At 45.1% G+C, this 22,027-nt stretch carries 19 protein-coding genes; 10 read left to right on the top strand and 9 right to left on the bottom strand.

What is annotated here, in order from left to right; genetic code table 11:
• Positions 1-147: 147 nt before the first annotated feature.
• The gene (gene speB / locus L4C44_RS13470) at positions 148-1,077 is read right to left on the bottom strand and encodes an agmatinase (RefSeq protein WP_428805218.1); all 930 of its coding nucleotides are present in this window, start codon (positions 1,075-1,077) and stop codon (positions 148-150) included.
• Positions 1,077-2,984, bottom strand: coding sequence for an arginine decarboxylase (gene speA, locus L4C44_RS13465; RefSeq protein ID WP_105057850.1), 1,908 nt, complete (start codon positions 2,982-2,984; stop codon positions 1,077-1,079). The genes speB and speA overlap by 1 nt, the downstream gene beginning before the upstream one ends.
• A gap of 561 nt (positions 2,985-3,545) precedes the next feature.
• On the opposite strand from speA, the gene L4C44_RS13460 reads away from it, so the two are divergent.
• The 4 genes from L4C44_RS13460 (at position 3,546) to L4C44_RS13445 (ending at position 8,973) form a co-directional block, all read left to right on the top strand.
• Positions 3,546-4,982: a coniferyl aldehyde dehydrogenase gene (locus L4C44_RS13460; RefSeq protein ID WP_285954380.1), complete on the top strand. Its 1,437-nt coding sequence runs from the start codon at positions 3,546-3,548 to the stop codon at positions 4,980-4,982.
• Positions 4,979-5,557 (top strand): TetR/AcrR family transcriptional regulator, encoded by a 579-nt coding sequence (locus L4C44_RS13455; protein ID WP_428805217.1) that lies wholly within the window; start codon positions 4,979-4,981, stop codon positions 5,555-5,557. Before L4C44_RS13460 ends, L4C44_RS13455 begins: the two co-directional genes overlap by 4 nt.
• A gap of 487 nt (positions 5,558-6,044) precedes the next feature.
• The gene (locus L4C44_RS13450) at positions 6,045-7,619 is read left to right on the top strand and encodes an ABC-F family ATP-binding cassette domain-containing protein (protein ID WP_428805216.1); all 1,575 of its coding nucleotides are present in this window, start codon (positions 6,045-6,047) and stop codon (positions 7,617-7,619) included.
• A 115-nt stretch (positions 7,620-7,734) separates the two neighbouring features.
• Positions 7,735-8,973 carry a leucine-rich repeat-containing protein kinase family protein gene (locus L4C44_RS13445; protein ID WP_428805215.1) on the top strand — a complete coding sequence of 413 codons (1,239 nt, stop codon included), beginning with the start codon at positions 7,735-7,737 and terminating at the stop codon, positions 8,971-8,973.
• A gap of 131 nt (positions 8,974-9,104) precedes the next feature.
• Here L4C44_RS13445 and L4C44_RS13440 read toward each other — a convergent pair whose 3' ends face one another.
• From L4C44_RS13440 to L4C44_RS13410, 7 genes are all read right to left on the bottom strand, one after another.
• Positions 9,105-9,554: a hypothetical protein gene (locus L4C44_RS13440; RefSeq protein ID WP_428805214.1), complete on the bottom strand. Its 450-nt coding sequence runs from the start codon at positions 9,552-9,554 to the stop codon at positions 9,105-9,107.
• A gap of 50 nt (positions 9,555-9,604) precedes the next feature.
• Positions 9,605-9,919 carry a N(4)-acetylcytidine aminohydrolase gene (yqfB, locus tag L4C44_RS13435; protein ID WP_017055195.1) on the bottom strand — a complete coding sequence of 105 codons (315 nt, stop codon included), beginning with the start codon at positions 9,917-9,919 and terminating at the stop codon, positions 9,605-9,607.
• 212 nt (positions 9,920-10,131) lie between these two features.
• Positions 10,132-10,485: a 50S ribosomal protein L20 gene (gene rplT, locus L4C44_RS13430; RefSeq protein ID WP_004733517.1), complete on the bottom strand. Its 354-nt coding sequence runs from the start codon at positions 10,483-10,485 to the stop codon at positions 10,132-10,134.
• Positions 10,486-10,527: 42 nt separating this feature from the next.
• Entirely contained in the window at positions 10,528-10,722 is a 195-nt protein-coding gene (gene rpmI / locus L4C44_RS13425) for a 50S ribosomal protein L35 (protein WP_004738430.1), read from the bottom strand.
• A 104-nt stretch (positions 10,723-10,826) separates the two neighbouring features.
• Positions 10,827-11,378, bottom strand: a complete 552-nt coding sequence (infC, locus tag L4C44_RS13420; protein ID WP_076654893.1) for a translation initiation factor IF-3 — start codon at positions 11,376-11,378, stop codon at positions 10,827-10,829.
• Between the two features lie 2 nt (positions 11,379-11,380).
• Complete coding sequence (gene thrS / locus L4C44_RS13415) at positions 11,381-13,309, bottom strand: threonine--tRNA ligase (RefSeq protein WP_428805213.1); 1,929 nt, start codon at positions 13,307-13,309, stop codon at positions 11,381-11,383.
• A 377-nt stretch (positions 13,310-13,686) separates the two neighbouring features.
• Positions 13,687-14,430 (bottom strand): sporulation protein, encoded by a 744-nt coding sequence (locus tag L4C44_RS13410; protein WP_428805212.1) that lies wholly within the window; start codon positions 14,428-14,430, stop codon positions 13,687-13,689.
• Between the two features lie 181 nt (positions 14,431-14,611).
• Here L4C44_RS13410 and hutC point away from each other — a divergent pair, with 181 nt between their 5' ends.
• The 6 genes from hutC to L4C44_RS13380 all read left to right on the top strand — a co-directional run bounded on the left by hutC (position 14,612) and on the right by L4C44_RS13380 (position 21,958).
• Positions 14,612-15,325 (top strand): histidine utilization transcriptional repressor HutC, encoded by a 714-nt coding sequence (gene hutC, locus L4C44_RS13405; protein WP_102393422.1) that lies wholly within the window; start codon positions 14,612-14,614, stop codon positions 15,323-15,325.
• Between the two features lie 113 nt (positions 15,326-15,438).
• The gene (gene hutI / locus L4C44_RS13400; RefSeq protein ID WP_428805211.1) at positions 15,439-16,689 is read left to right on the top strand and encodes an imidazolonepropionase; all 1,251 of its coding nucleotides are present in this window, start codon (positions 15,439-15,441) and stop codon (positions 16,687-16,689) included.
• Positions 16,676-17,704: a formimidoylglutamase gene (gene hutG / locus L4C44_RS13395; protein WP_428805210.1), complete on the top strand. Its 1,029-nt coding sequence runs from the start codon at positions 16,676-16,678 to the stop codon at positions 17,702-17,704. Before hutI ends, hutG begins: the two co-directional genes overlap by 14 nt.
• A gap of 60 nt (positions 17,705-17,764) precedes the next feature.
• Complete coding sequence (gene hutU / locus L4C44_RS13390) at positions 17,765-19,459, top strand: urocanate hydratase (protein WP_048615115.1); 1,695 nt, start codon at positions 17,765-17,767, stop codon at positions 19,457-19,459.
• A 14-nt stretch (positions 19,460-19,473) separates the two neighbouring features.
• A complete protein-coding gene (gene hutH / locus L4C44_RS13385) occupies positions 19,474-21,006 on the top strand; it encodes a histidine ammonia-lyase (protein WP_048663594.1) in 1,533 nt (510 codons plus the stop codon).
• 226 nt (positions 21,007-21,232) lie between these two features.
• Positions 21,233-21,958 (top strand): DUF3581 domain-containing protein, encoded by a 726-nt coding sequence (locus L4C44_RS13380; protein ID WP_010438254.1) that lies wholly within the window; start codon positions 21,233-21,235, stop codon positions 21,956-21,958.
• The last annotated feature ends 69 nt before the right edge of the window (positions 21,959-22,027 follow it).

The following is a 22,027-nucleotide window of genomic DNA, read 5'->3' as shown; positions in this document are numbered from 1 at the left end:
ACTGGAATATTGAACGGGTATGCAGGAACAATCAGTAGAATTTGCCAATGGATATTTCAAGATACCAAGAACAAAAAAAGCCCACTAAGTTGAACCTTAGTGGGCTTTAAAATCAGTATGTAGCGTTACGCTGCTAACAATCAAACACTATGATTTAGCTAGGCGATTTGCAGTCCAAACGTAAAGTAGCTCGAGGGCAATCGTCGCACCAGCTAATGCCGTAATCTCACTTTGGTCGTACGCTGGAGACACTTCTACAACGTCCATACCAACCATATTGATACCCTGTAAACCGCGGATGATTTTCAGAACTTTATCTGAATTCAAACCGCCGCATACCGGTGTACCTGTACCCGGAGCAAAAGCAGGATCCAGACAATCGATATCAAACGTTAGGTAAACTGGCTTATCACCAACAATGCCTTTCACTTGAGCAATGATCTCGTCCGCGCTCATGTCGTTCGCTTGCATCGCGTTAATTACGTTAAAGCCGTGACCTTCCTGCTTGTATTCTGTACGAATACCAATTTGCACTGAATGTTCAGGCGAAATTAAACCTTCGTTTGGTGCATGATAGAACATAGTGCCGTGATCGTAACGACTGCCCTGACTGTAAGTGTCAGTGTGCGCGTCGAAGTGAATCAGAGCCATCTTACCGTACTTCTTGCCGTACGCTCTAAGCAAAGGCAGTGTAATGAAGTGATCGCCACCTAAACCTAACAAAGTTTTACCACTGTTTAGAATCGCATCAGCTGCTGCTTCCAAACGTTGAGTTAGGTCTTCTGCATCACCACAATCAAATACAAGGTCGCCAGCATCAATCACCGAGGTGTGTTCAAATACATTGAAGTCCCAAGGGAATTTTTTGCCTTCCCACGCCAAGTTAACTGACGCACGACGAATCGCATCAGGGCCCATACGAGCACCCGGTCGACCAGACGTCGCCATATCTAACGGCGCACCTAGCACAATCACATCAGCATTATTGTCGATTGGGTTCTGCACCAATGGACGGCGCATAAACGTCATCGCATTGGAATACAGCGAGTAATCTGGTTTCGTAAATAGATCGTTCATTAAAAATCCTCAAGATAGGTATAACCCATCAAGCCTTGCTCTAACTCTTCAAGTACGCTTTGCTGCTCTTGAGCTGGTACTTTAGCCGTTACCAATTCTTTGTAGTTCTGACGAATTAGGTCCATATCAATGTGAACGTAACGCATCATGTCTTCTACTGTGTCGCCTTCGTTGATGTAGTCAATGTTCGCTTCTCCGCTCTCATCAACATTCACCACAACACTGTGCGTATCACCAAATAGGTTATGCATATCGCCCAAGATCTCTTGGTACGCCCCTACTAGGAAGAAGCCCATCAGGTATGGTTCATCTGGGTTCCACGCTGGTACTGGCAAGGTTGTTTCAATGCCTTGACCATCAACATACTGGTCAATCGTACCGTCAGAGTCACAAGTGATGTCCAACACCACAGCACGACGCTCATCCGCATTGTCTAAACCGCTCAGTGGCAATACAGGGAACACCTGATCAATACCCCAAGCGTCTGGCAATGACTGGAATAGTGAGAAGTTCACGAAGAACTTGTCTGCTAAACGTTCGCTCAACTCATCCAAAATTGGACGGTGGTAACGGTTCTTTGTGCTCATACGAGTGCTTAGCTCGTAGTTGATACGCAAAGACATCTGCTCAGCCCAAGCACGGTGCTGAAGGTTCAGCATACCGGTCGCAAATTGGTTGTGTGCTTCGGCAATATCACTCTGCGTGTCGTTGTAGATCTCAATCAACGCACGGTCATCGTTACCAGCATCGAGCTCTAAGAAGTTCTTCCACATGTTGTTAAGCAACAGTGGTGCGTCTGCTTCTGGCGCTGCCATATCTTCCGGTGAGTAGCTTTCAGTACCAATCACGTTCGTGATCAACACAGCATGGTGCGCAGTCAGTGAGCGACCAGACTCAGAAATGATCACAGGTTGTGGCTGATTATAGAGCTTACAAATATCCCCGACTGTCATCACGATATTACGAGCGTACTCAAGCAAGCCGTAGTTCATTGAGTTTGAAGATTGGCTGCGCGTGCCGTCGTAATCGACCGCCAAACCACCACCAACATCTAAGAACTTCAGTTGAGCGCCAATATCACGCAGTTCACAGTAGAAACGAGCCGCTTCACTTACACCATTTCTCACATCACGAATGTTCGCCATTTGCGAACCTAGGTGGAAGTGCACGAGTTCAAGAACATCCAGCTGGTCTTCTGCTTTCAAGCGTTCGATAACGGTAAGCACTTGTGATGCAGACAAGCCAAACTTCGACTTCTCACCACCACTTGCTTGCCATTTACCCGCGCCTTGAGAAGCAAGACGGATACGTAAACCCAAACGAGGTTTCACACCAAGCGCTTTCGCTTCAGAAAGAACAAGATCAAGCTCAGACAATTTCTCTAGAACGATAAATACCTTGTGCCCTAACTTCTCGCCAATCAGCGCAAGACGGATGTATTCTCTGTCTTTGTAACCGTTACATACGATCACAGAGCTCGCTTTTTGAGCCAACGCCAATACCGCTAATAGCTCAGGCTTGCTGCCCGCCTCTAGGCCTAGCTGCTTCTGCTCTAATTGAGCTTGGCTCGCTAAGATCTCATCAACCACTTCTTTTTGCTGGTTAACTTTAATCGGATAAACAAGTAGGTAACGGTTGTCGTACTGATACTCTTCGATCGCTTGGTTAAATGCGTTACAGATATTGTGCACACGCTGATGCACGATTTGAGGAAAACGCACAAGAGCAGGCAAACCAATATTTCTTTGCTCTAACTGTTTTACGATCTTACTTAGTGGGACTTGATGATCCGTTTCGCTCGGTGATACATACACTTCACCGTTATCATCAATGCCATAAAAACCTTGGCTCCAGTGCTTTACATTATACTCAGCACGGATGCGTTCCAAATTAACCGAATTTTCCAATTCTAGAGACCTCACACTATAGGGCCATCGACAGAAGATACCTCTTTGGAATAGCGAGGTATAACCCAACAAAAAGCGTTCAAAAACGATTTGTTGGCTGCATTAACCGATATTATTAAGAGTGAGTCCAACCATTGATATTTGTGGTTACGATTACGTTTTTTTATCGACAGATCGACTTAAAGTGGCAGGTAAGGAATTACAAGGTTTTAGGGTAAAAAACAGGCTGAAGCGCATTAAATATAAAGCAATTTCTCACATAAAATTAGGGAGACAAAAAGTGCAGGAACCATAAGATTCTTAGTAAATTGAGTGAGGTTAAGTCAGAGTTGTGACAAATATAAGCACTTCCCAATCTGAACTTTCACTATCACCACCATAGCGGGTGTCCCCTAATTCAATGCCGATTAATACTTCCTTCTTCCAACTAAAAATCGCTCACTTCAATGTTTTAACCGCTCAATTATTGAACTTTTCTTGCGCATATCTTGTATTCGGCTAGATATTCTTGTAATTTCAACCGACCAACCAATCGGTCAGCATTCAAATTTAGGGGATACTATGAGTCATAATCTAGACCTTGAACCAAACACGTCGAACACCAACGACATGGATCAACTGTTCAACCGACAAAAAGATCACTACCGTAATAATGTAAATCCGACACTAGGACAGAGAAGAGCCGATCTCGCAACGCTCAAGTCATTACTAATGCGTTATCAAGAAAAGTTGATTGAGGCAGTATCAGAAGATTATGGCCATCGAGCAAAGCACGACAGCTTAATCGCTGACATCACCCCTTCCCTACACCAAATCAATTACAGTGATAAAAACCTTAAGAAATGGTTGAAGCCTTCACGACGTAAAGCTGGTTTGATGCTAACACCAGCTAAGATTACTGTTCATTATCAGCCTGTGGGCGTGGTCGGTATTATTGTTCCTTGGAACTTCCCGGTGATGCTCTCTTTAGGTCCTCTGATCACAGCGTTGGCGGCAGGTAACACGGCAATGCTTAAGATGTCTGAGTTCACCCCTGCAACCAACCGTGTGTTAAAAGCGATGTTGGCAGAAGGGTTCAGTGAAAATCAGGTTGCGATTATCGAAGGCGAAGCGGATGTTTCCGCAGCATTTAGCCAGCTGCCGTTCGACCATATTCTATTCACTGGGTCGACCGCTGTAGGAAAGCACGTTATGAGAGCTGCAGCCGCGAACTTAACGCCAGTGACACTTGAGCTAGGTGGAAAATCTCCAACCATCATCGCTCCTGATTTCGATGTCGCTGACGCCGTTGAACGTATCTTGTTTGCCAAGAGCTTGAACGCAGGTCAAATCTGTGTCGCACCGGATTACATCTTGCTGCCACGAGAGAAAGTCGAGGCATTTATCACCGCTTACAAGCGCTACTTCAAGAAGCTCTATAAAGCGGGAATTGAGAGCAAAGACTTAACCTCAGTGGTTAACATGCGCCAGTACAATCGATTAAAAAGTGTGGTTGACGATGCGAAGTCAAAAGGTGCTGTGATACACACCGTCACCGAGCAGGCACAAGACGACGTGAACCATAGAATGACACCGCACCTTCTCACCGAAGTGAATGATGACATGGTGGCAATGCAAGAAGAGTTGTTTGGCCCTGTGCTTCCTGTCGTGCCTTATGATTCGATTGAAGAAGCGATAAGCTACATCACCACTAGAGAACGTCCACTTGCGCTGTACCTAATGAGTCACGATAAACAGACTCAAGACCGATTCTTATCAGACACACACTCAGGCGGTGTTTGTATTAACGACTCTCTAGTACATGTAGCAGCAGAAGACGCACCGTTTGGTGGTATTGGCCCTTCAGGCATGGGACACTACCACGGCATTGAAGGCTTCAAAACGTTTAGCCATGCGAAAACCGTGTTGACTCGAGGCAAGATCAACTTCACTAAGTTGATGCACCCTCCATACAACAACCCAATCAAAAAAATGATGTTCAAAGTACTGAATCGATGATTACAAAAAGGCAAAAAATCCTAGATGCTGCGCTCCTACTCTTCTCTCAACAAGGGTTAGAGGGCACATCTACTGGGCAGATAGCGAAGACCGCAGGTGTAGCAAAAGCGACGCTATTTCATCACTTTGAAAACAAATCTCTACTGATTGATGAACTGTTTCGTGAACTGAAAGTAGAGCTATTTTCTACTCTTGACCAGCACGCAGAAGTCGCTGAACAAAACCGCTATCAAGCCTTTAAATTCATGTGGATGACAGGGATTGAGTGGGCATTAGAAAACCCAGTCGCCATGAAGTTCTTCACCAATGTTCATTTTGACCCAACGACTCAAACTCGTGAAGTCATCGTGTCGCAGATGTTCGCATCACTCGATGACATCGTACTGAAAGGACAAGAGGCTGGTGAGTTAATGGTGTTAGACATTAATCTTGTTAGACACTTCATTCACAGCCATTTTTTGATTTGTGCAAATTGGCTAATCGAACAGGATGAGTTATCGCAAGAGCAATCAGCCAAGTACATCAATGATAGCTTTGATATGTGTTGGCGAGCTGTCGGCGGACAAAACCTGTAATCTCCACACTCTTCGAAGCTATTCTTTCAAAGAACACTCTAAAGCGCCTCAGGTTATCTCATGGTTATATAGGCGCTTTAATTATTTGGATACATTTTAATCAGGCCACCATATTGACTTTAAGCACCCTCTTTCAGTAACATCCCACCATCATTTCAAAAGAGAATAACGCCATAATGAAGTACTAACATCCTGACATCCGATTTATTTTTATAAAAATCATTTGGACACTCGGGGTTAGTGGGCGTTACTTCGTCATCTATTTTCGCGACAAATCAAGTTCTTAAAGAACCGTCTTTTGACAACATGAATCTTACAGAACTGTACCTCAAAGACAGAAATCATCTCATCACAGGTTTTCTATTTTTGATTGGTCATCTACCTAAGTAACGTCTTTGGCGATCTATTGTTAGATTCCTACATTAGAGTCTAGATAGAAAAGCGCCTCACCCCTTTTACTCGTTTACACGTAAAGGGAGGTATTCTTATGCCTACTATATTAGCCAATAATCTCTCATTTCAGCTTGATACTGGTGAGTGGTTATTCAAAGACATCACCTTTAATTTGAACATGCGCCTTACAGGACTAGTTGGAAGAAATGGGGCTGGAAAGTCGCTGCTACTTTCGTTACTCACCGGGCAAAAACAACCGACATCAGGCAGTGTTTCCAGACAAGGTTCGATCGGCTTTTACTCGCAATTACCTTCAGAGCTTTTGGATAGCGCAATCAGCATTGCTGACTTCTTAGGTATCACTGAAAAGCTCAATGCCTTGCAAGCCATCGAACGAGGTAGCTGCGAACTTGAGCACTTCAATATCGTTGGTGACGATTGGGATTTACAAGGAAGCATTCAACAGCTTTTAGCTACATTGAAAATAACCAGTGAGTTAACCACACCGTGCAACACATTAAGCGGGGGCCAACTTGCCCTCTTGCAACTTCATCGCTTGTTTACATCGAATCACGACATGTTAATTCTCGATGAACCTTCTAACCATTTGGATAACGACGGACGTCATTGGTTACTAGAGCAGTGCCAGTTGTTTGAAGGCAAAATACTAATCATAAGTCACGATCGAAGCTTATTAAGACACATGGAAGGAATCTACCACCTCAACAGTTTGGGGTTACGTTTCTACAAAGGAAACTACGATGATTACTTCAAACAAATGTCGAGCCAAAGTGAAGCATTGGACAAGCAGATTGCGCATCATCAATCTGAAAAGAAACGTCTGGAGCGCCAAGCTCAGGCTAATAAGGAAAAAGCACAACAGCGAGAGGCGCAAGGAAATCGACTGCGTAAATCAGGCAGTCAGCCCAAGATCTTAATGGATGCGATGAAAGACAAAGCCGGACGAACACAAGCAGCGTCAGCTACTAGCCACAGTAACTTAAAGGAGCAAAATCAAAATAAGCTTCAATCTCTTAAAGAACAAAAAGAGCAGCTGAAACCGCAGGCCTTGTATCTACAACAGAGTAATAGCAAGAAAAAGAACGCGCTGTTAACGGTTGAAGATTGCCGACTTGAGTATGGGTCTGGTACTGCTATCCACTTTTCTCTGTCACAAGGCGAACGCTGTTATCTAAGCGGTGCAAACGGCTGTGGTAAATCGACACTGTTGAAAGCGATTCACAACGAGCACAAGAACTACACTGGCACCATCAAACGCTTAGGATCTACGGTGTACCTTGATCAACACTTTGGTTTATTGGATACCCATAACACCATGTTCGATAGCCTCATGACACATAGTGATGGGCTCACAGAGAGTGATGCTCGGACATTGTTAGCTGGCATCGGCTTTAGGCGTGATTCTGTGTACCGCAAAGTCGCTCACCTAAGTGGTGGAGAGAAAATGAAACTGGCGATGTTGATTGTCAGCCATAAGCAAGACTCTCCACTACTGCTGCTTGATGAGCCAGACAATCATTTAGATATCGACTCTAAGCAGATATTAGCGTCAGCTTTGCGTGAATACCGAGGCGCTTTTATCTTAGTCAGTCATGACGTCGATTTTGTTGAGGAGGTCGGCGTTAGCCAAAATCGTATTCAGCTTTAACCTTGATACCAACGACCACAGAGCTTAGATAGGCGGGTATTGTTGCGGATACTCGCCTTTCTCGATTGAGACAAGTAAACTACGCGCCTCGAACATCTATTCATAAGGCTAAGGTTTGCATACTCTAGAACAATTAAAATCAGGGCAACTTAAAGGTATTAAGCGCTTAAAACTATCAGAAGGTCTCACTGAGTTTCCATTAGAGATCTTGGATCTCGCCGATTCACTAGAGATTCTCGATCTTTCGGGGAATCAGCTATCAGACTTACCTGTAGAGTTATCTCAGCTTACTCACCTGCGTATTATCTTCGCGTCGAATAACCTGTTCACGCACCTTCCTGATGTTCTTGGATCGCTTCCTAAGCTTGAAATGATCGGTTTCAAGACCAACCAAATCAAAACCGTTAGCGAGCAGTCTCTGCCAACTCAACTACGTTGGTTAATCCTCACCGACAATGAGATTGAGGTTCTGCCTAACTCACTAGGTGAAAGACCACGACTGCAAAAGCTGGCACTTGCAGGCAACCAGCTTCGCGCTTTACCTGAGAGTATGGAAAACCTATCCAACCTCGAACTGGTTCGCTTATCTGCAAACCAACTGACTGAATTCCCTGAGTTCCTTATTAAACTACCAAAACTGGCTTGGTTAGCCTTTGCGGGTAATCCATTTTGCAAACACCCGAGCAGCTTAGATAGCGTGCCTGTAGTAAGCTCGCAATGCTACTCATTGAATCAAGTGCTTGGTCAAGGTGCGTCTGGCGTGATCTCTCATGCAAGTTGGCTAAATAGCGACTTTGATTTCCCACAGGAAGTGGCGGTTAAAGTATTTAAAGGCGAAGTCACCAGTGATGGCTACCCACATGATGAATTGGAAGCGTGCCTGCAAGCTGGCCACCATAACAATTTGGTAAAATCTATCGCCCAAGTAGAAGAACAAGATTACCTTGCATTGGTGATGGAGCTTATCCCAAGCAACTATTACAACCTAGGTTTGCCACCTACTCTTGAAAGCTGTACTCGTGATACGTTCAACGAAGGCTTTGAGCTTTCCGTTGCTCAGATCAATAGTATTACAGAGCAGATGATTGATGTGTTTGAACACCTTCATGCCAATAAAGTCTGTCATGGTGATCTATACGCACACAACACTTTGGTTAACGAGCAAGGTCAGATGATCTTTGGTGACTTTGGCGCTGCAACTATCTATGACTACCTAACTGAAGAACAGCAACAAGGCATTCGCCGTATCGAAGCTCGCGCATTAAAGTACTTTATTGATGACTTGCTAACGGTTTGTGCGAAACAAGATGTTGGAAGTGAACTGCACTCTCGCCTAACAAACTTTGAAGCGTAAACGCAGTAGATAAACAGAATTTAAAGAATGCTAGCGCTTAGTTAGCTTCGCCAGAAACAACAAAGCCAACATCACTGTTGGCTTTTTGCTTTTGGGAATACTGCTCACTTTAGTAAGCTCGACGAAAGGAGTTAACACTCAGCTTGCACTAGCTTCAGATATGAATGCAGATCGCCGTTCTTATATTCCACCGCTGAGTGGATATTCAGATCTGCCCTAGCAACAACCGCAAATTGATATCGGTTATCGCCCTTAGTAATCTCAACGTGCAATAAGCCGTCTTTTAACTGCCATTGCCCTACCGTTTTAAAGCGGTCAAACAAACGGTACTCCGTTAGAGTGCCATCCGCTTTAAAATGCACTTCAGTAATGTAGCCACCCGAGCAGCTTTTTACCCAAACACGGTTTTCAATATCACTGATAACAAAGTCGCGCTTGGTTGCACGCCAAACTGAAAACGCTTCGCTGTCGTAAAGACCGATGTCGAGATCGGTACGAGGAATTAACGGCTGGTCAGGTTGCTCACGACAATAAAGTTGAAGCAAGGTTTGCTGCTTAGTGTCGCTCGATAACTCAGTCATAATCCCTCCTATCTATTCCAAAAACTGCACTAAACGTGCGTTGTTAGCAATTAAACCAGCTCGTAAGAGACAACGTAAAGCTGAGAAATACCTGGGTAGATATCTTGAATCACATCTTTCAGAACTTGCAGCGTCATGTTCTCTTGTTGTGCATGGAACTCACCCAGTTCATCGAACAGGATTGGTTCTACGCTGATGATCTTAAGATTACAGAACACGCGCCCTTCTTCTAACGTTGAGACTTCAACAACGCTACCGGGTTGGTAATCGCGCTCAGATTCATCGCGAATGGTAATGGTCTTTTTGCCAGAAAGGATGTCAGCTTCAAAACGTCCAAAGAACGTCATAGTAGTTGGTGCGGTCATTTATATCGGTCGCTTAACATTTAAAGGTTAGGTAGATGTTTATATACCAGAATGCCAGATCAAGCGAATAAAAATTAGATGCGGAAGTTCATCTCGTCATTCCCAAGACTGACGGAGGAAGAAGTTGGGAATCTCTAAAAGAGACAAATTACAGGTAATAAAAAAGGAGAACCGAAGTTCTCCTTTTCTTAAACCTTTAAGCTAACTCTAAATTATAGAGATGCTTTCGCTTTTTCAACTAGAACAGCAAATGCTGCTTTGTCGAATACTGCGATGTCAGCAAGAATCTTACGGTCGATCTCGATAGATGCTTTCTTAAGGCCATTGATGAAACGGCTGTAAGATAGACCATTTTGACGAGATGCCGCGTTGATACGTGCAATCCAAAGTTGACGGAATTGACGTTTCTTGTTGCGACGGTCACGGTAAGCGTATTGACCAGCTTTGGTAACTGCTTGGAAAGCTACGCGGTAAACACGTGAACGTGCTCCGTAGTAACCTTTAGCTTGTTTTAGAACTTTCTTATGACGTGCACGAGCTTGTACACCACGTTTTACGCGAGGCATTATGCTTCTCCTAAACTAAACGAATTTATAAACTAAAAAGAATTAAGCGTATGGCATCATACGTAGAACTTGAGCAACTTCACATTTAGGAAGGATCGAGTTCGGACGTAGCTGACGCTTGTTCTTAGTAGTACGCTTAGTCAGGATGTGACGTTTACCAGCGTGCTTAAACTTAATACCACCAGCAGTTTTCTGGAAACGCTTAGCAGCACCTTTGTTGGTTTTCATCTTAGGCATGATGAATAACTCCGCATTGTTGAGTTGTTAATAACATAGTAATTAGGGCGAATAAAACCCCGCAACCTGAGGCTGCAGGGTTCAATTACTTGCAAAGCCGTTAATTACTTCTTTTTAGGGGCCAACACCATGATCATCTGGCGACCTTCAATTCTCGTTGGGAAAGATTCGACTACTGCAAATTCTTCAGTATCCGCTTTCAAACGATTAAGAACGTCAACACCGATTTCTTGGTGAGCCATTTCGCGGCCACGGAAGCGAATTGTTACCTTCACTTTGTTGCCGTCTTCTAGGAAACCAGTCAGGTTGCGTAGTTTTACCTGATAGTCTCCAATATCAGTTCCAGGTCGGAATTTAATTTCCTTGATCTGAACCTGCTTTTGCTTCTTCTTCTGCTCTTTCGCAGCTTTGCTCTTCTCGAAGAGGAACTTACCGTAGTCCATCACACGACAAACTGGCGGCTCGGCGTTAGGGCTGATCTCTACAAGATCCATACCAGCTTCATTTGCAGCTTCCATCGCTTCAGCGATTGATACTACACCAACAGCTTCGCCGTCTGCGCCAGTTAGACGCACTTCACGAACGCCACGAATGTCACCGTTTAAACGGTGCTGGTTTTGTTTGGCCGGTTGTTGGCCACGTCTTCCGCCTTTAATAGCTATTCCTCCAGATTGAGCTTACGGCTTGAAACCTCGGCTTGGATGTATGAAATAAAGTCATCCACTTTAAATTTGCCAAGGTCCTTACCTTTACGTGTACGTACTGCAATTTCGCCGGCTTCCATTTCTTGGTCACCACACACAAGCATGAACGGTACACGTTTCAAAGTATGTTCGCGGATTTTAAAGCCAATCTTCTCATTTCTCAAGTCTGCTTTGACTCTAAATCCACTTTTTTGCAGTTTTTTCGTAATTTCTTGTACATATTCAGACTGTTTGTCTGTAATGCCCATTACAACTGCTTGTTCTGGCGCCAACCACGTTGGGAAGAAGCCAGCGTATTCTTCAATAAGAATACCGATGAAGCGTTCTAGTGAACCTAAAATCGCGCGGTGGATCATAACTGGCGTGTGACGCTCGTTATCTTCACCTACGTAAGTAGCACCTAAACGTTCTGGTAATGCAAAATCGAGCTGCACTGTACCACATTGCCAAGCGCGGTCCAAACAATCATGCAAAGTAAATTCAATCTTAGGTCCGTAGAACGCACCCTCGCCTTCTTGAATCTCGTATGCAATGTCCATTGCCTCTAGCGCTTGCTTAAGGTCAGCCTCTGCACGGTCCCACATTTCGTCTGAACCTACACGCTGTTCTGGACGAGTAGATAGCTTAACAACAATGTTTTCGAAGCCGAAAGTTGTGTAAGTATCGTAAACCATTTCAATACAAGCTTTAACTTCTTGTTGAACTTGGTCTTCAGTACAGAATACGTGAGCATCATCTTGAGTGAAGCCACGAACACGCATGATACCGTGAAGTGCGCCAGACGGCTCGTTACGGTGACATGAGCCGAACTCAGCCATACGTAGCGGTAGATCACGGTAAGATTTCAAGCCTTGGTTGAAGATTTGAACGTGACCAGGACAGTTCATTGGCTTGATAGCGTATTCACGGTTCTCAGAAGAAGTTGTGAACATTGCTTCAGCGTACTTATCCCAGTGACCAGAGCGTTCCCAAAGAACACGGTCCATCATTAATGGGCCTTTAACTTCTTGGTAATCGTACTCAGTCAGCTTCTGACGAATAAATACTTCTAGCTCACGGAAGATAGTCCAACCGTTATGGTGCCAGAACACCATGCCTGGTGCTTCTTGCTGCATGTGGAATAGGTCAAGCGCTTTACCGATTTTACGGTGGTCACGTTTAGCCGCTTCTTCTAGGCGCACAAGGTGAGCTTTAAGCGCCTTCTTGTCGTGGAATGCAGTGCCGTAGATACGTTGAAGCATCTTGTTGTCACTGTTACCACGCCAGTATGCACCTGCTACGTTAAGTAGAGTGAAGTGCTGGCAGAAGCTCATGTTAGGCACGTGTGGACCACGACACATATCGATGTATTCTTCGTGATGGTACAGGCCTGGACGATCGTCTTTAGAAACGTTCTCGTCCAAGATTTCAATCTTGTAAGTCTCGCCGCGAGCTTCGAATGCGTCGCGCGCTTCCTGCCAGCTAACTTTCTTCTTAACAACCTGGTACTTGGTCTTCGCTAGCTCTTTCATACGCTTTTCAATCTTTTCTAGATCTTCTTGCGTTAGAGAGTGCTCAAGGTCGATATCGTAGTAGAAGCCGTTATCGATAGTAGGACCGATCGCCATTTTCGCTTCTGGAAAAAGCTGCTTAACCGCGTGGCCTAAAAGGTGAGCACAAGAGTGACGAACGATCTCAAGGCCATCAACTTCATCTTTAGCTGTGATGATTTCTAGGCTTGCATCGTTTTCGATAAGATCACAAGCATCAACACGCTCGCCATCTACACGACCAGCAATGGTTGCTTTCGCAAGACCAGGACCGATTGATAGGGCAACATCTAGAGTTGATACAGGGTTGTCAAATTGACGCTGACTACCGTCAGGAAGAGTAATAATTGGCATTATTTGTCCTTTACAGTGGTGTTGCACACCAAGCAACACATGAAAATGTTTAATATATGTCTTTCAATCAACTAGTACGTTGATTGGGGATATATGCATAATAAATATACCCACATAGAAGCAAATACAGATGCCACATTTGTGAGTAGCCGAACATTGTAACGAAATAATATGAAATGACAATGTTAGTCCCGTAGCACCACAAAAACTATATGACTGAAATGTCTCTTCTATATAGATCCTTCTAACGCCTTACCCATAGCTCAATCATTAATTCGTTGGCTTTATCTACAATACAAAAAAGCCGAACGTTTAAGTTCGGTTTTAGAAATCATATTGAACCTATTAATAGAAAGACACTACTAACAGAGAGGCAACTACGCACTCATGATTCTTGAAACTGCATTGCGAATATCTGAATCAGCAGCATTAGCAGGTAAGCTAAATGAAATATATTGGTCACCGCGGAAGCTCAGTGAGCGGTCAATTTCGGCTAAGCAGTGAACCATAGAACCATCTACTATGAATGACAGTTCAATCTCTTTGTTATTCATAAAGCCGCCGCTGCGAAACTCAATCTCTTGGTAACAGCCTGAGCGAGAAGCAAAGCTATTGCCTTTTAAGAAGCCCTTCTCTACGTCTGCCTTCACCATTGCCATGCCCGATGCTTCCACACCTTGGATGATTTTAGCGACTGTTGGCAGTGGGTGTACGGAGATAAAATCACGGTCTTTAGGGTCAATCGCGAAGCCAATATCTAGGTTGGTTTCTACCCAAACATGGCACTGGTTCATTTTTGCGTTCAACGCAGTCACTGGCGTTTCATCATTAAGTTTAAGACGGAATGGAACCAGTTTGGTTTCGCCCGGTTGGATCACGAAAGGCTCTACGGCTTGAATACGACCCAGTGAAAAAGTTTCGTAACTGGTGCTGTCTTCCGTTTCAACTTTCACTTCAGTGTTAAGAACCAAGTTGATCAGGTCAATTTGTTGCTCAACATCGCCACCAATGATGTGAACGTTACCAGACAACTCGCCACCTTGGAAAACGTCAATATTATCTAAGACAGTATCAACCTTTGCTGCACCAATGCCCAACGAGGCCTTCAATTTCTTAAACATATTATTTCCCTTTCTAATTATTTGATTTACGAATAGTTATTGCGTGACAATTTGCGACACTTACCTCACAGAATCAAGCAATTTGCCTCATCTATGTTGAATAAGGTCACATTGCCCGAGGAAATGTTGAAATCATGAAAAAATCCGTTACTCTATTTGTATAGTCAAATAAGGTTTCATTATGTCGAAAGCGCCGCTCTACCTTCAGATAAAACAGTTCATAGACGACAAAATCACCAATGGTCACTGGCCGGTGGGTTATCAAATCACCACCGAACTCGAACTCACAGAGCAGTTCAATGTGAGTAGAATGACGGTCAACAAAGCCATTCGAGATCTTGTGTCTGAAGGCAAGCTCATCAGGAAACCAAGACTAGGTACTTTTGTTTGTGAACCAGACGAAAAAGCGCAATCTCCACTACTTGATATCAACAACATCGCGCAAGAAATCAAAGACCGAGGCCAAACGTATACTAGCGAAGTTATCAAGCACGATAGCATCAAGGCTGATGAAAGCACGGCTACACGGTTAGGTGTGATGATTAACGCAGAAGTGTTCTATAGCGAAATCATACACTTTGCCGACAATACGCCGATACAACTGGAAGCGCGCTGGGTGAATTCTCAAGCCGCTCCAAAATACCTAGAGCAAGACTTTTCAACCTCTACACCCAACGAATACCTTTCAAAAAGCTGCCCGTTGAGTGCGATCGAACACACGGTTGAAGCTATTATTCCGGACTCTCAAATTAGAACGTCACTAAAGCTTTCTGAATCAGAGCCTTGCCTTCTTTTGAATAGAAGAACATGGAGCAAAGAACGCCTCATCAGCTTTGCATTGCTCTACCATCCTGGCTCTAAGTACAAATTAAGCTCCAAGATACTTCTAGATTAAAGAACATCATCCTGATCGCCGATCACATTTTTGCAACATCAACTTGATTCGGTTCAGCGTTTAGCCTATTTATTTGTATATACATTTAATGTTTAGCAAAGATCTAGGTGATTATGAATTTGATCCTCAAAAACGCACGAGTGGTCTCCATGAGTTCGGGAGCCGATGGTTATCAGCCCTCTTCCCCTCAAGATATCGTTATCGAAAACGGTAAGATCGTGTCCATCTCTTGTTCAAACCAGAGCGCACTTGCTTCTGAGTTAGAGCAACCGAGCATTGATGGTTCTTTGGATTACGTCACCTATGACTGCAAGAACAAGCTAGTAACACCAGGGTTAATTGATTGCCACACTCATCTCGTATTTGCAGGTAATCGCGCCAACGAATTTGAACAACGTTTGAATGGTGTGTCTTACACCGACATCGCCAAGCAAGGCGGCGGCATTCTAGCGACAGTAACCGCGACACGAGCAGCGCAAGAGGCTGATCTGGTTGAAATGGCATTACCGAGACTCGATGGCATGCTAAGAAGTGGTGTAACCAGCATCGAAATAAAATCTGGCTATGGTTTAACACTTGATGATGAGCTCAAGATGTTACGCGCTGCGAAAGCATTAGAGAATCATCGCCGAATTAAGATCACCACAACTCTCCTTGCTGCACATGCTGTGCCGCCCGAATACAAAGAGCAACCGGACAGCTATATCGATCTGGTTTGCCAAGAGATCATCCCCAAAGCGGCTGAACAAGGCCTCGCCGATGCAGTTGACGTGTTCTGCGAATCTATCGGCTTCAACCTAGAACAAACCGAACGTGTATTTGCCGCAGCCAAAAAACATGGGCTCGCAATTAAAGGCCACACAGAACAACTTTCTAATATGGGTGGCAGTGCGCTTGCAGCGAAATACGGTGCACTCTCTGTTGACCATGTTGAGTACTTAGATGAAACCGGAGTCAAAGCACTGGCGGAATCAGGCACAGTTGCCACCTTGCTACCCGGTGCTTTCTATTTCTTGAAAGAGACTCAACAGCCGCCAGTCGCACTACTTCGTGAACACAACGTTCCAATGGCGATCGCGACCGACTTAAACCCCGGCACTTCCCCCTTTGCTGATTTAACGCTGATGATGAACATGAGCTGCACCCTGTTTGGTACGACGCCTGAAGAAGCACTGCGTGGCGTGACATGTAATGCTGCGGCTGCCATTGGCGACTCACAAACCAAAGGCAAAGTCGAAATCGGTTATACCGCGGATTTGGCTATCTGGAATATCGAACACCCTGCCGACTTGAGCTATCAAGTTGGTGTTCCTCTTCTTCATAAACGCATTGTTAATGGCGAGGTGTGTCATGACTCAATCTAAGTCCAACGGTATTCAAGAGAGCGTAAAAACCGTACATAACTTTGTGTGGACTGGGCGTAATGATCTTGAAGATGGCGCACTCGGTACTCGCGTTCATCACATTATCAAGCAAGTGCAAAGTAGTGATTTAAGTGACGATCTGACTGACAGCGCTATCGCCTTAGTGGGCTTTGCCAGCGATGCCGGTGTCGCAAGAAATAAAGGACGCGTGGGCGCGAAACAAGCACCCAACCTGATTCGCCAAGCGTTGGCTAATATGGCTTGGCACAGTAACTCACACATCTCGGATCTTGGTGATATCGAGTGTAATGATGATCAGCTCGAAGTTAGCCAAAAACAGTGTGCTTCTGTGATTGCCAATGCTTTATCAACTAACAAAGTGATTACCCTTGGCGGTGGTCACGAAGTGGCTTGGGCTTCTTTCCAAGGTCTCGCTGAGCACCTAACTAAAGTTCAATCAGATCAAAAACCTAAAATCGGCATCGTTAACTTTGATGCTCACTTTGATCTTCGTGAATTTGAAAGCGACGTCGCTGACGTCAAACCAAGCTCAGGCACACCGTTTAACCAAATAAGTGACTACTGCCAAACGCATCAGTGGCCGTTTCACTACGCTTGCCTTGGTGTTAGTGCAGCCAGCAATACCCAAGCGCTGTTCAACAAAGCCGACCAACTTGATGTGTGGTATGAACACGACCGCAACATGACCCAAGCGAACCAAGTCGCTCAACAGGCCAAGTTACAAAAATTCATCGCTGAGTGTGATTACCTCTATCTCACCATTGACTTAGACGTATTCCCTGCGGCGACTGCGCCGGGTGTCAGTGCTCCAGCAGCACGAGGCGTGAGCTATGAAGCGCTCGCACCTTTTTTAGAACAGATTTTTAAACACAGTGAAAAACTCATTATCGCGGACATTGCGGAGTACAACCCAGACTACGACGTCGATGGCCAAACGGCTCGATTGGCGGCTCGTTTGTGTTGGGATATTGCCAGTGCAATGGCAGGCGACTAATCCAGCTATACCGATAACTACAACTACAACGATATAACGTGAAACAGAAGGAATTCCAAAATGACGGAACACCACAACAGTGACCCTCGTCTCGACACGACTCGCGAAATTCGCGCACCTCATGGCACCACTTTGCGCGCTAAATCTTGGTTAACAGAAGCACCGCTGCGTATGCTGATGAACAACCTAGACCCAGATGTGGCAGAACACCCACATGCACTGGTTGTGTATGGCGGTATTGGTCGCGCTGCGCGTGATTGGAAATGTTATGACAAGATTGTTGAAGTATTAGAACGTTTAGAAGACGATCAAACGTTACTTGTTCAATCAGGTAAACCTGTAGGCGTGTTCCCGACTCATAAAAACGCACCTCGCGTACTGATCGCTAACTCGAACCTTGTTCCACACTGGGCAAACTGGGAACACTTCAACGAGCTCGATAAAGAAGGCTTGATGATGTACGGCCAAATGACCGCAGGTAGCTGGATTTACATTGGCTCACAAGGCATCGTTCAAGGTACTTACGAAACCTTTGTCGCGATTGCGAAGAAACACTTCCAAGGTGAAGCGAATGGCAAATGGGTACTCACAGGTGGCCTTGGCGGCATGGGCGGCGCTCAGCCTCTTGCTGCAACTATGGCTGGCTTCTCAATGATCGCGGTTGAATGTGATGAATCACGAATCGACTACCGCTTACGTACTGGCTATGTAGACAAAAAAGCCACCAGTTTAGATGAAGCAATGGCAATGATTAAAGAGTCAGACACACCTATCTCTGTTGGTCTATTAGGTAACGCCGCAGACGTATTCCCAGAGTTAGTTGAACGTAACATCACGCCTGACGTAGTAACTGACCAAACATCTGCCCACGATCCTCTGAACGGTTACTTACCGCAAGGTTGGACAATGGAGAAAGCAGCGCAAGAGCGCACCATTGATGAAGCAAAAGTGGTGAAAGCCGCGAAACAATCGATGGCGATTCAAGTTCAAGCGATGCTCGACCTACAATACCGCGGCGCAGCAACCGTAGATTACGGCAACAACATTCGCCAAATGGCACTAGAAGAAGGCGTGGAAAACGCATTTGATTTCCCAGGCTTCGTTCCTGCTTATATTCGACCTTTATTCTGCGAAGGTATTGGTCCTTTCCGTTGGGCTGCCCTATCTGGTGACCCGGAAGACATCTACAAAACAGACCAAAAAGTAAAAGAACTGATTCCAGACAACCCGCATCTACATAACTGGCTAGATATGGCGCGTGAACGCATTCAGTTCCAAGGCCTACCAGCGCGTATTTGTTGGGTTGGATTGAAAGATCGTGAACGTTTAGGCCAAGCATTCAATGAAATGGTTAAAAATGGCGAACTAAAAGCACCAGTTGTTATCGGTCGTGACCACCTAGATTCAGGTTCAGTAGCGAGCCCGAACCGCGAAACTGAAGGCATGATGGATGGCTCAGATGCAGTGTCTGATTGGCCTCTATTGAATGCCCTTCTGAACACAGCTGGTGGCGCAACTTGGGTTTCTTTGCACCACGGTGGCGGCGTTGGTATGGGCTTCTCACAACACTCGGGTATGGTGATTTGTTGTGACGGCAGTGAAGATGCTTCGCAACGTATTGCTCGCGTACTTCACAATGATCCAGCAACCGGCGTGATGCGTCATGCAGATGCGGGTTACGATATTGCCAAGCAGTGTGCTAAAGAACAGAAGCTTGATTTACCTATGCTAAACGAAGAACTTCGTCGCCTTTAATACCTGGAGATAACATGTTGAATTTATTACTTAAGCCAGGACTTCTAGGCCTATCTGAACTTCGTAAAATCAGCCGTAGCCCTGTGAACCTGTCACTGGATCCTGCAGCTATCCCTGATATTGAAGCGAGCATGCACGTTGTCGAACAAGTGATTGCTGAAGATCGCACTGTATACGGCATCAACACAGGTTTTGGCTTACTAGCAAATACCAAAATCGCCCCTGAAGATCTCGAAGTTCTACAGAAAAGTATCGTACTTTCTCACGCAGCGGGCATTGGCAAATTTATGTCTGATGAAACCGTGCGTTTGATGATGGTATTGAAGATTAACAGCTTGTCTCGCGGTTACTCGGGTATCCGCCTCAAAGTGATTAATGCCCTTATTGATCTTGTAAACGCACAGGTTTACCCATGTGTACCACAGAAAGGCTCAGTAGGTGCATCTGGAGATCTTGCTCCCCTTGCCCACATGAGTACCGTTCTGCTAGGTGAAGGTCAAGCACGTCACAACGGCAAGATCATCACAGGTTTAGAAGCAATGCAGATCGCAGGCCTTGAGCCAATCACGTTAGCGCCGAAAGAAGGCTTAGCGCTGTTAAATGGCACACAAGCATCGACTGCATTCGCATTAGAAGGTCTGTTCGCAGCGGAAGACTTGTTTGCATCTGCAACAGTGTGTGGCGCGATGTCTGTTGAAGCAGCACTCGGTAGTCGCCGCCCATTTGACCCTCGTATTCACCGCGTTCGTGGTCATCGTGGCCAAATGGATGCAGCGCTTGCTTACCGCCATATGCTCGATCAAAAGAGTGAGATTGGTGAATCACACACTTGTTGTGAAAAGGTTCAAGATCCTTACTCACTGCGTTGTCAGCCTCAAGTGATGGGTGCCTGCTTACAGCAGATTCGTAACTCAGCTGAAATTTTAAATGTTGAAGCGAACTCGGTATCGGACAACCCGCTGGTTTTCGCTGATGATGGCGATATTATTTCAGGGGGTAACTTCCACGCAGAACCCGTCGCAATGGCAGCCGATAACCTTGCGTTGGCCATTGCCGAGATAGGTAGCCTGTCTGAACGAAGAATGGCATTGCTGATTGATAGTGCACTAAGCAAGCTACCACCTTTCTTGGTCGATAACGGCGGCGTGAACTCAGGTTTTATGATTGCTCAGGTTACCTCTGCAGCATTGGCGAGTGAGAACAAAACCTTAGCGCACCCTGCGTCAATAGACAGTCTTCCGACATCAGCAAACCAAGAAGACCACGTATCAATGGCAACCTTCGCAGCACGTAGGCTTAGATACATGGCTGAAAATACCCGTGGAATATTGGCAGTAGAATACTTAGCAGCAGCACAAGGACTCGATTTCCGAGCACCAAATCTATCGTCCCCTCGTGTCGAAGAAGCGAAACAGATTCTGCGTGAAAAAGTCAGCTTCTACGATAAAGACCGATATTTTGCTCCGGATATTGAACAAGCTAACCTATTACTCAAGTTATCAGTGCATAACCACCTAATGCCTGAGGGGACTCTGTGTAGCTTTTAAGACAGAAACAATCTGAACAACACTCATTAGAGTGTTATATAAGCAAGGGCTATTGATTAGCCCTTGTTGCATTGAGCTAATCACCATATCCTCCTTAAAACCCCCACATACCATCCAACGTATTTATCTAATTGACTGATATATAAGCAAAGTTAACTGGATAGACCATTAGAGCGAAGTTAGTTAGCTATAATCCACCCCAGATTTGATGACTAATAGCGATACTATGTTTCTGACACCTTACTTTTCTACTGAAGACAATCAATTTCAATTCACTCGTGAACAGGCTAGCCACTTTGCTAAAAAAGTAGCCGCTGACTTCAACCCAATTCACGATGAAGACAACAAACGCTTCTGCGTGCCTGGCGATCTTTTGTTTGCAGTACTTCTGCAAAAAGAAGGCATCAGCCAAAAAATGCGTTTTGATTTTTCAGGTATGGTTGGTAACGGTATTGCGCTAAGCGTTGACAACAAATGTGAGAAAGAAAGCTCACTGGTTGACGAGAAAGGCAAAGAGTACCTACACATGTCTTGTGAAGGTGAAAAGAGCCACGACCAAGCGTTCATCGAGCACGTAGTAACAAACTACGTTAAGTTCTCTGGCATGAACTTCCCACACATCATGGTTCCTCTTATGGAAGAACAACAGATGATGATCAACTGCCAACGTCCTCTTGTGATTTACGAGAGCATGGAAGTTGAATTTACTCGCCTAGACCTGTCTCACCCAGAAGTTGAATTCTCTGGCGCAACTTTTGATGTTGAAGGCAAGCGTGGTATCGTGACTCTGAACTTCGACTTCAAAGAAGACGGCGAAGTAGTCGGTAAAGGCGTGAAGCGCATGGTAGCAAGTGGTCTTAAGCCATACGACCAAGCTTCTGTCGACGACCTAGTAAACCGCTTCAACGAGCGTAAAGAGATGTTTCTAGCTCAGTTCGCAGCTGCCGCTTAATCAGCATCCTTATTTACACATCTCGATGTAAATAAGCTCTAGAGTAAGATCAATAAAGCCCAGCTTGAT

The organism is Vibrio satsumensis (assembly GCF_050337435.1).
Classification (GTDB): Bacteria; Pseudomonadota; Gammaproteobacteria; order Enterobacterales; family Vibrionaceae; genus Vibrio; species Vibrio satsumensis.
The sequence above is the reverse complement of the archived record's forward strand: the minus strand, read 5'-3'. Positions and strand labels throughout refer to the sequence as shown.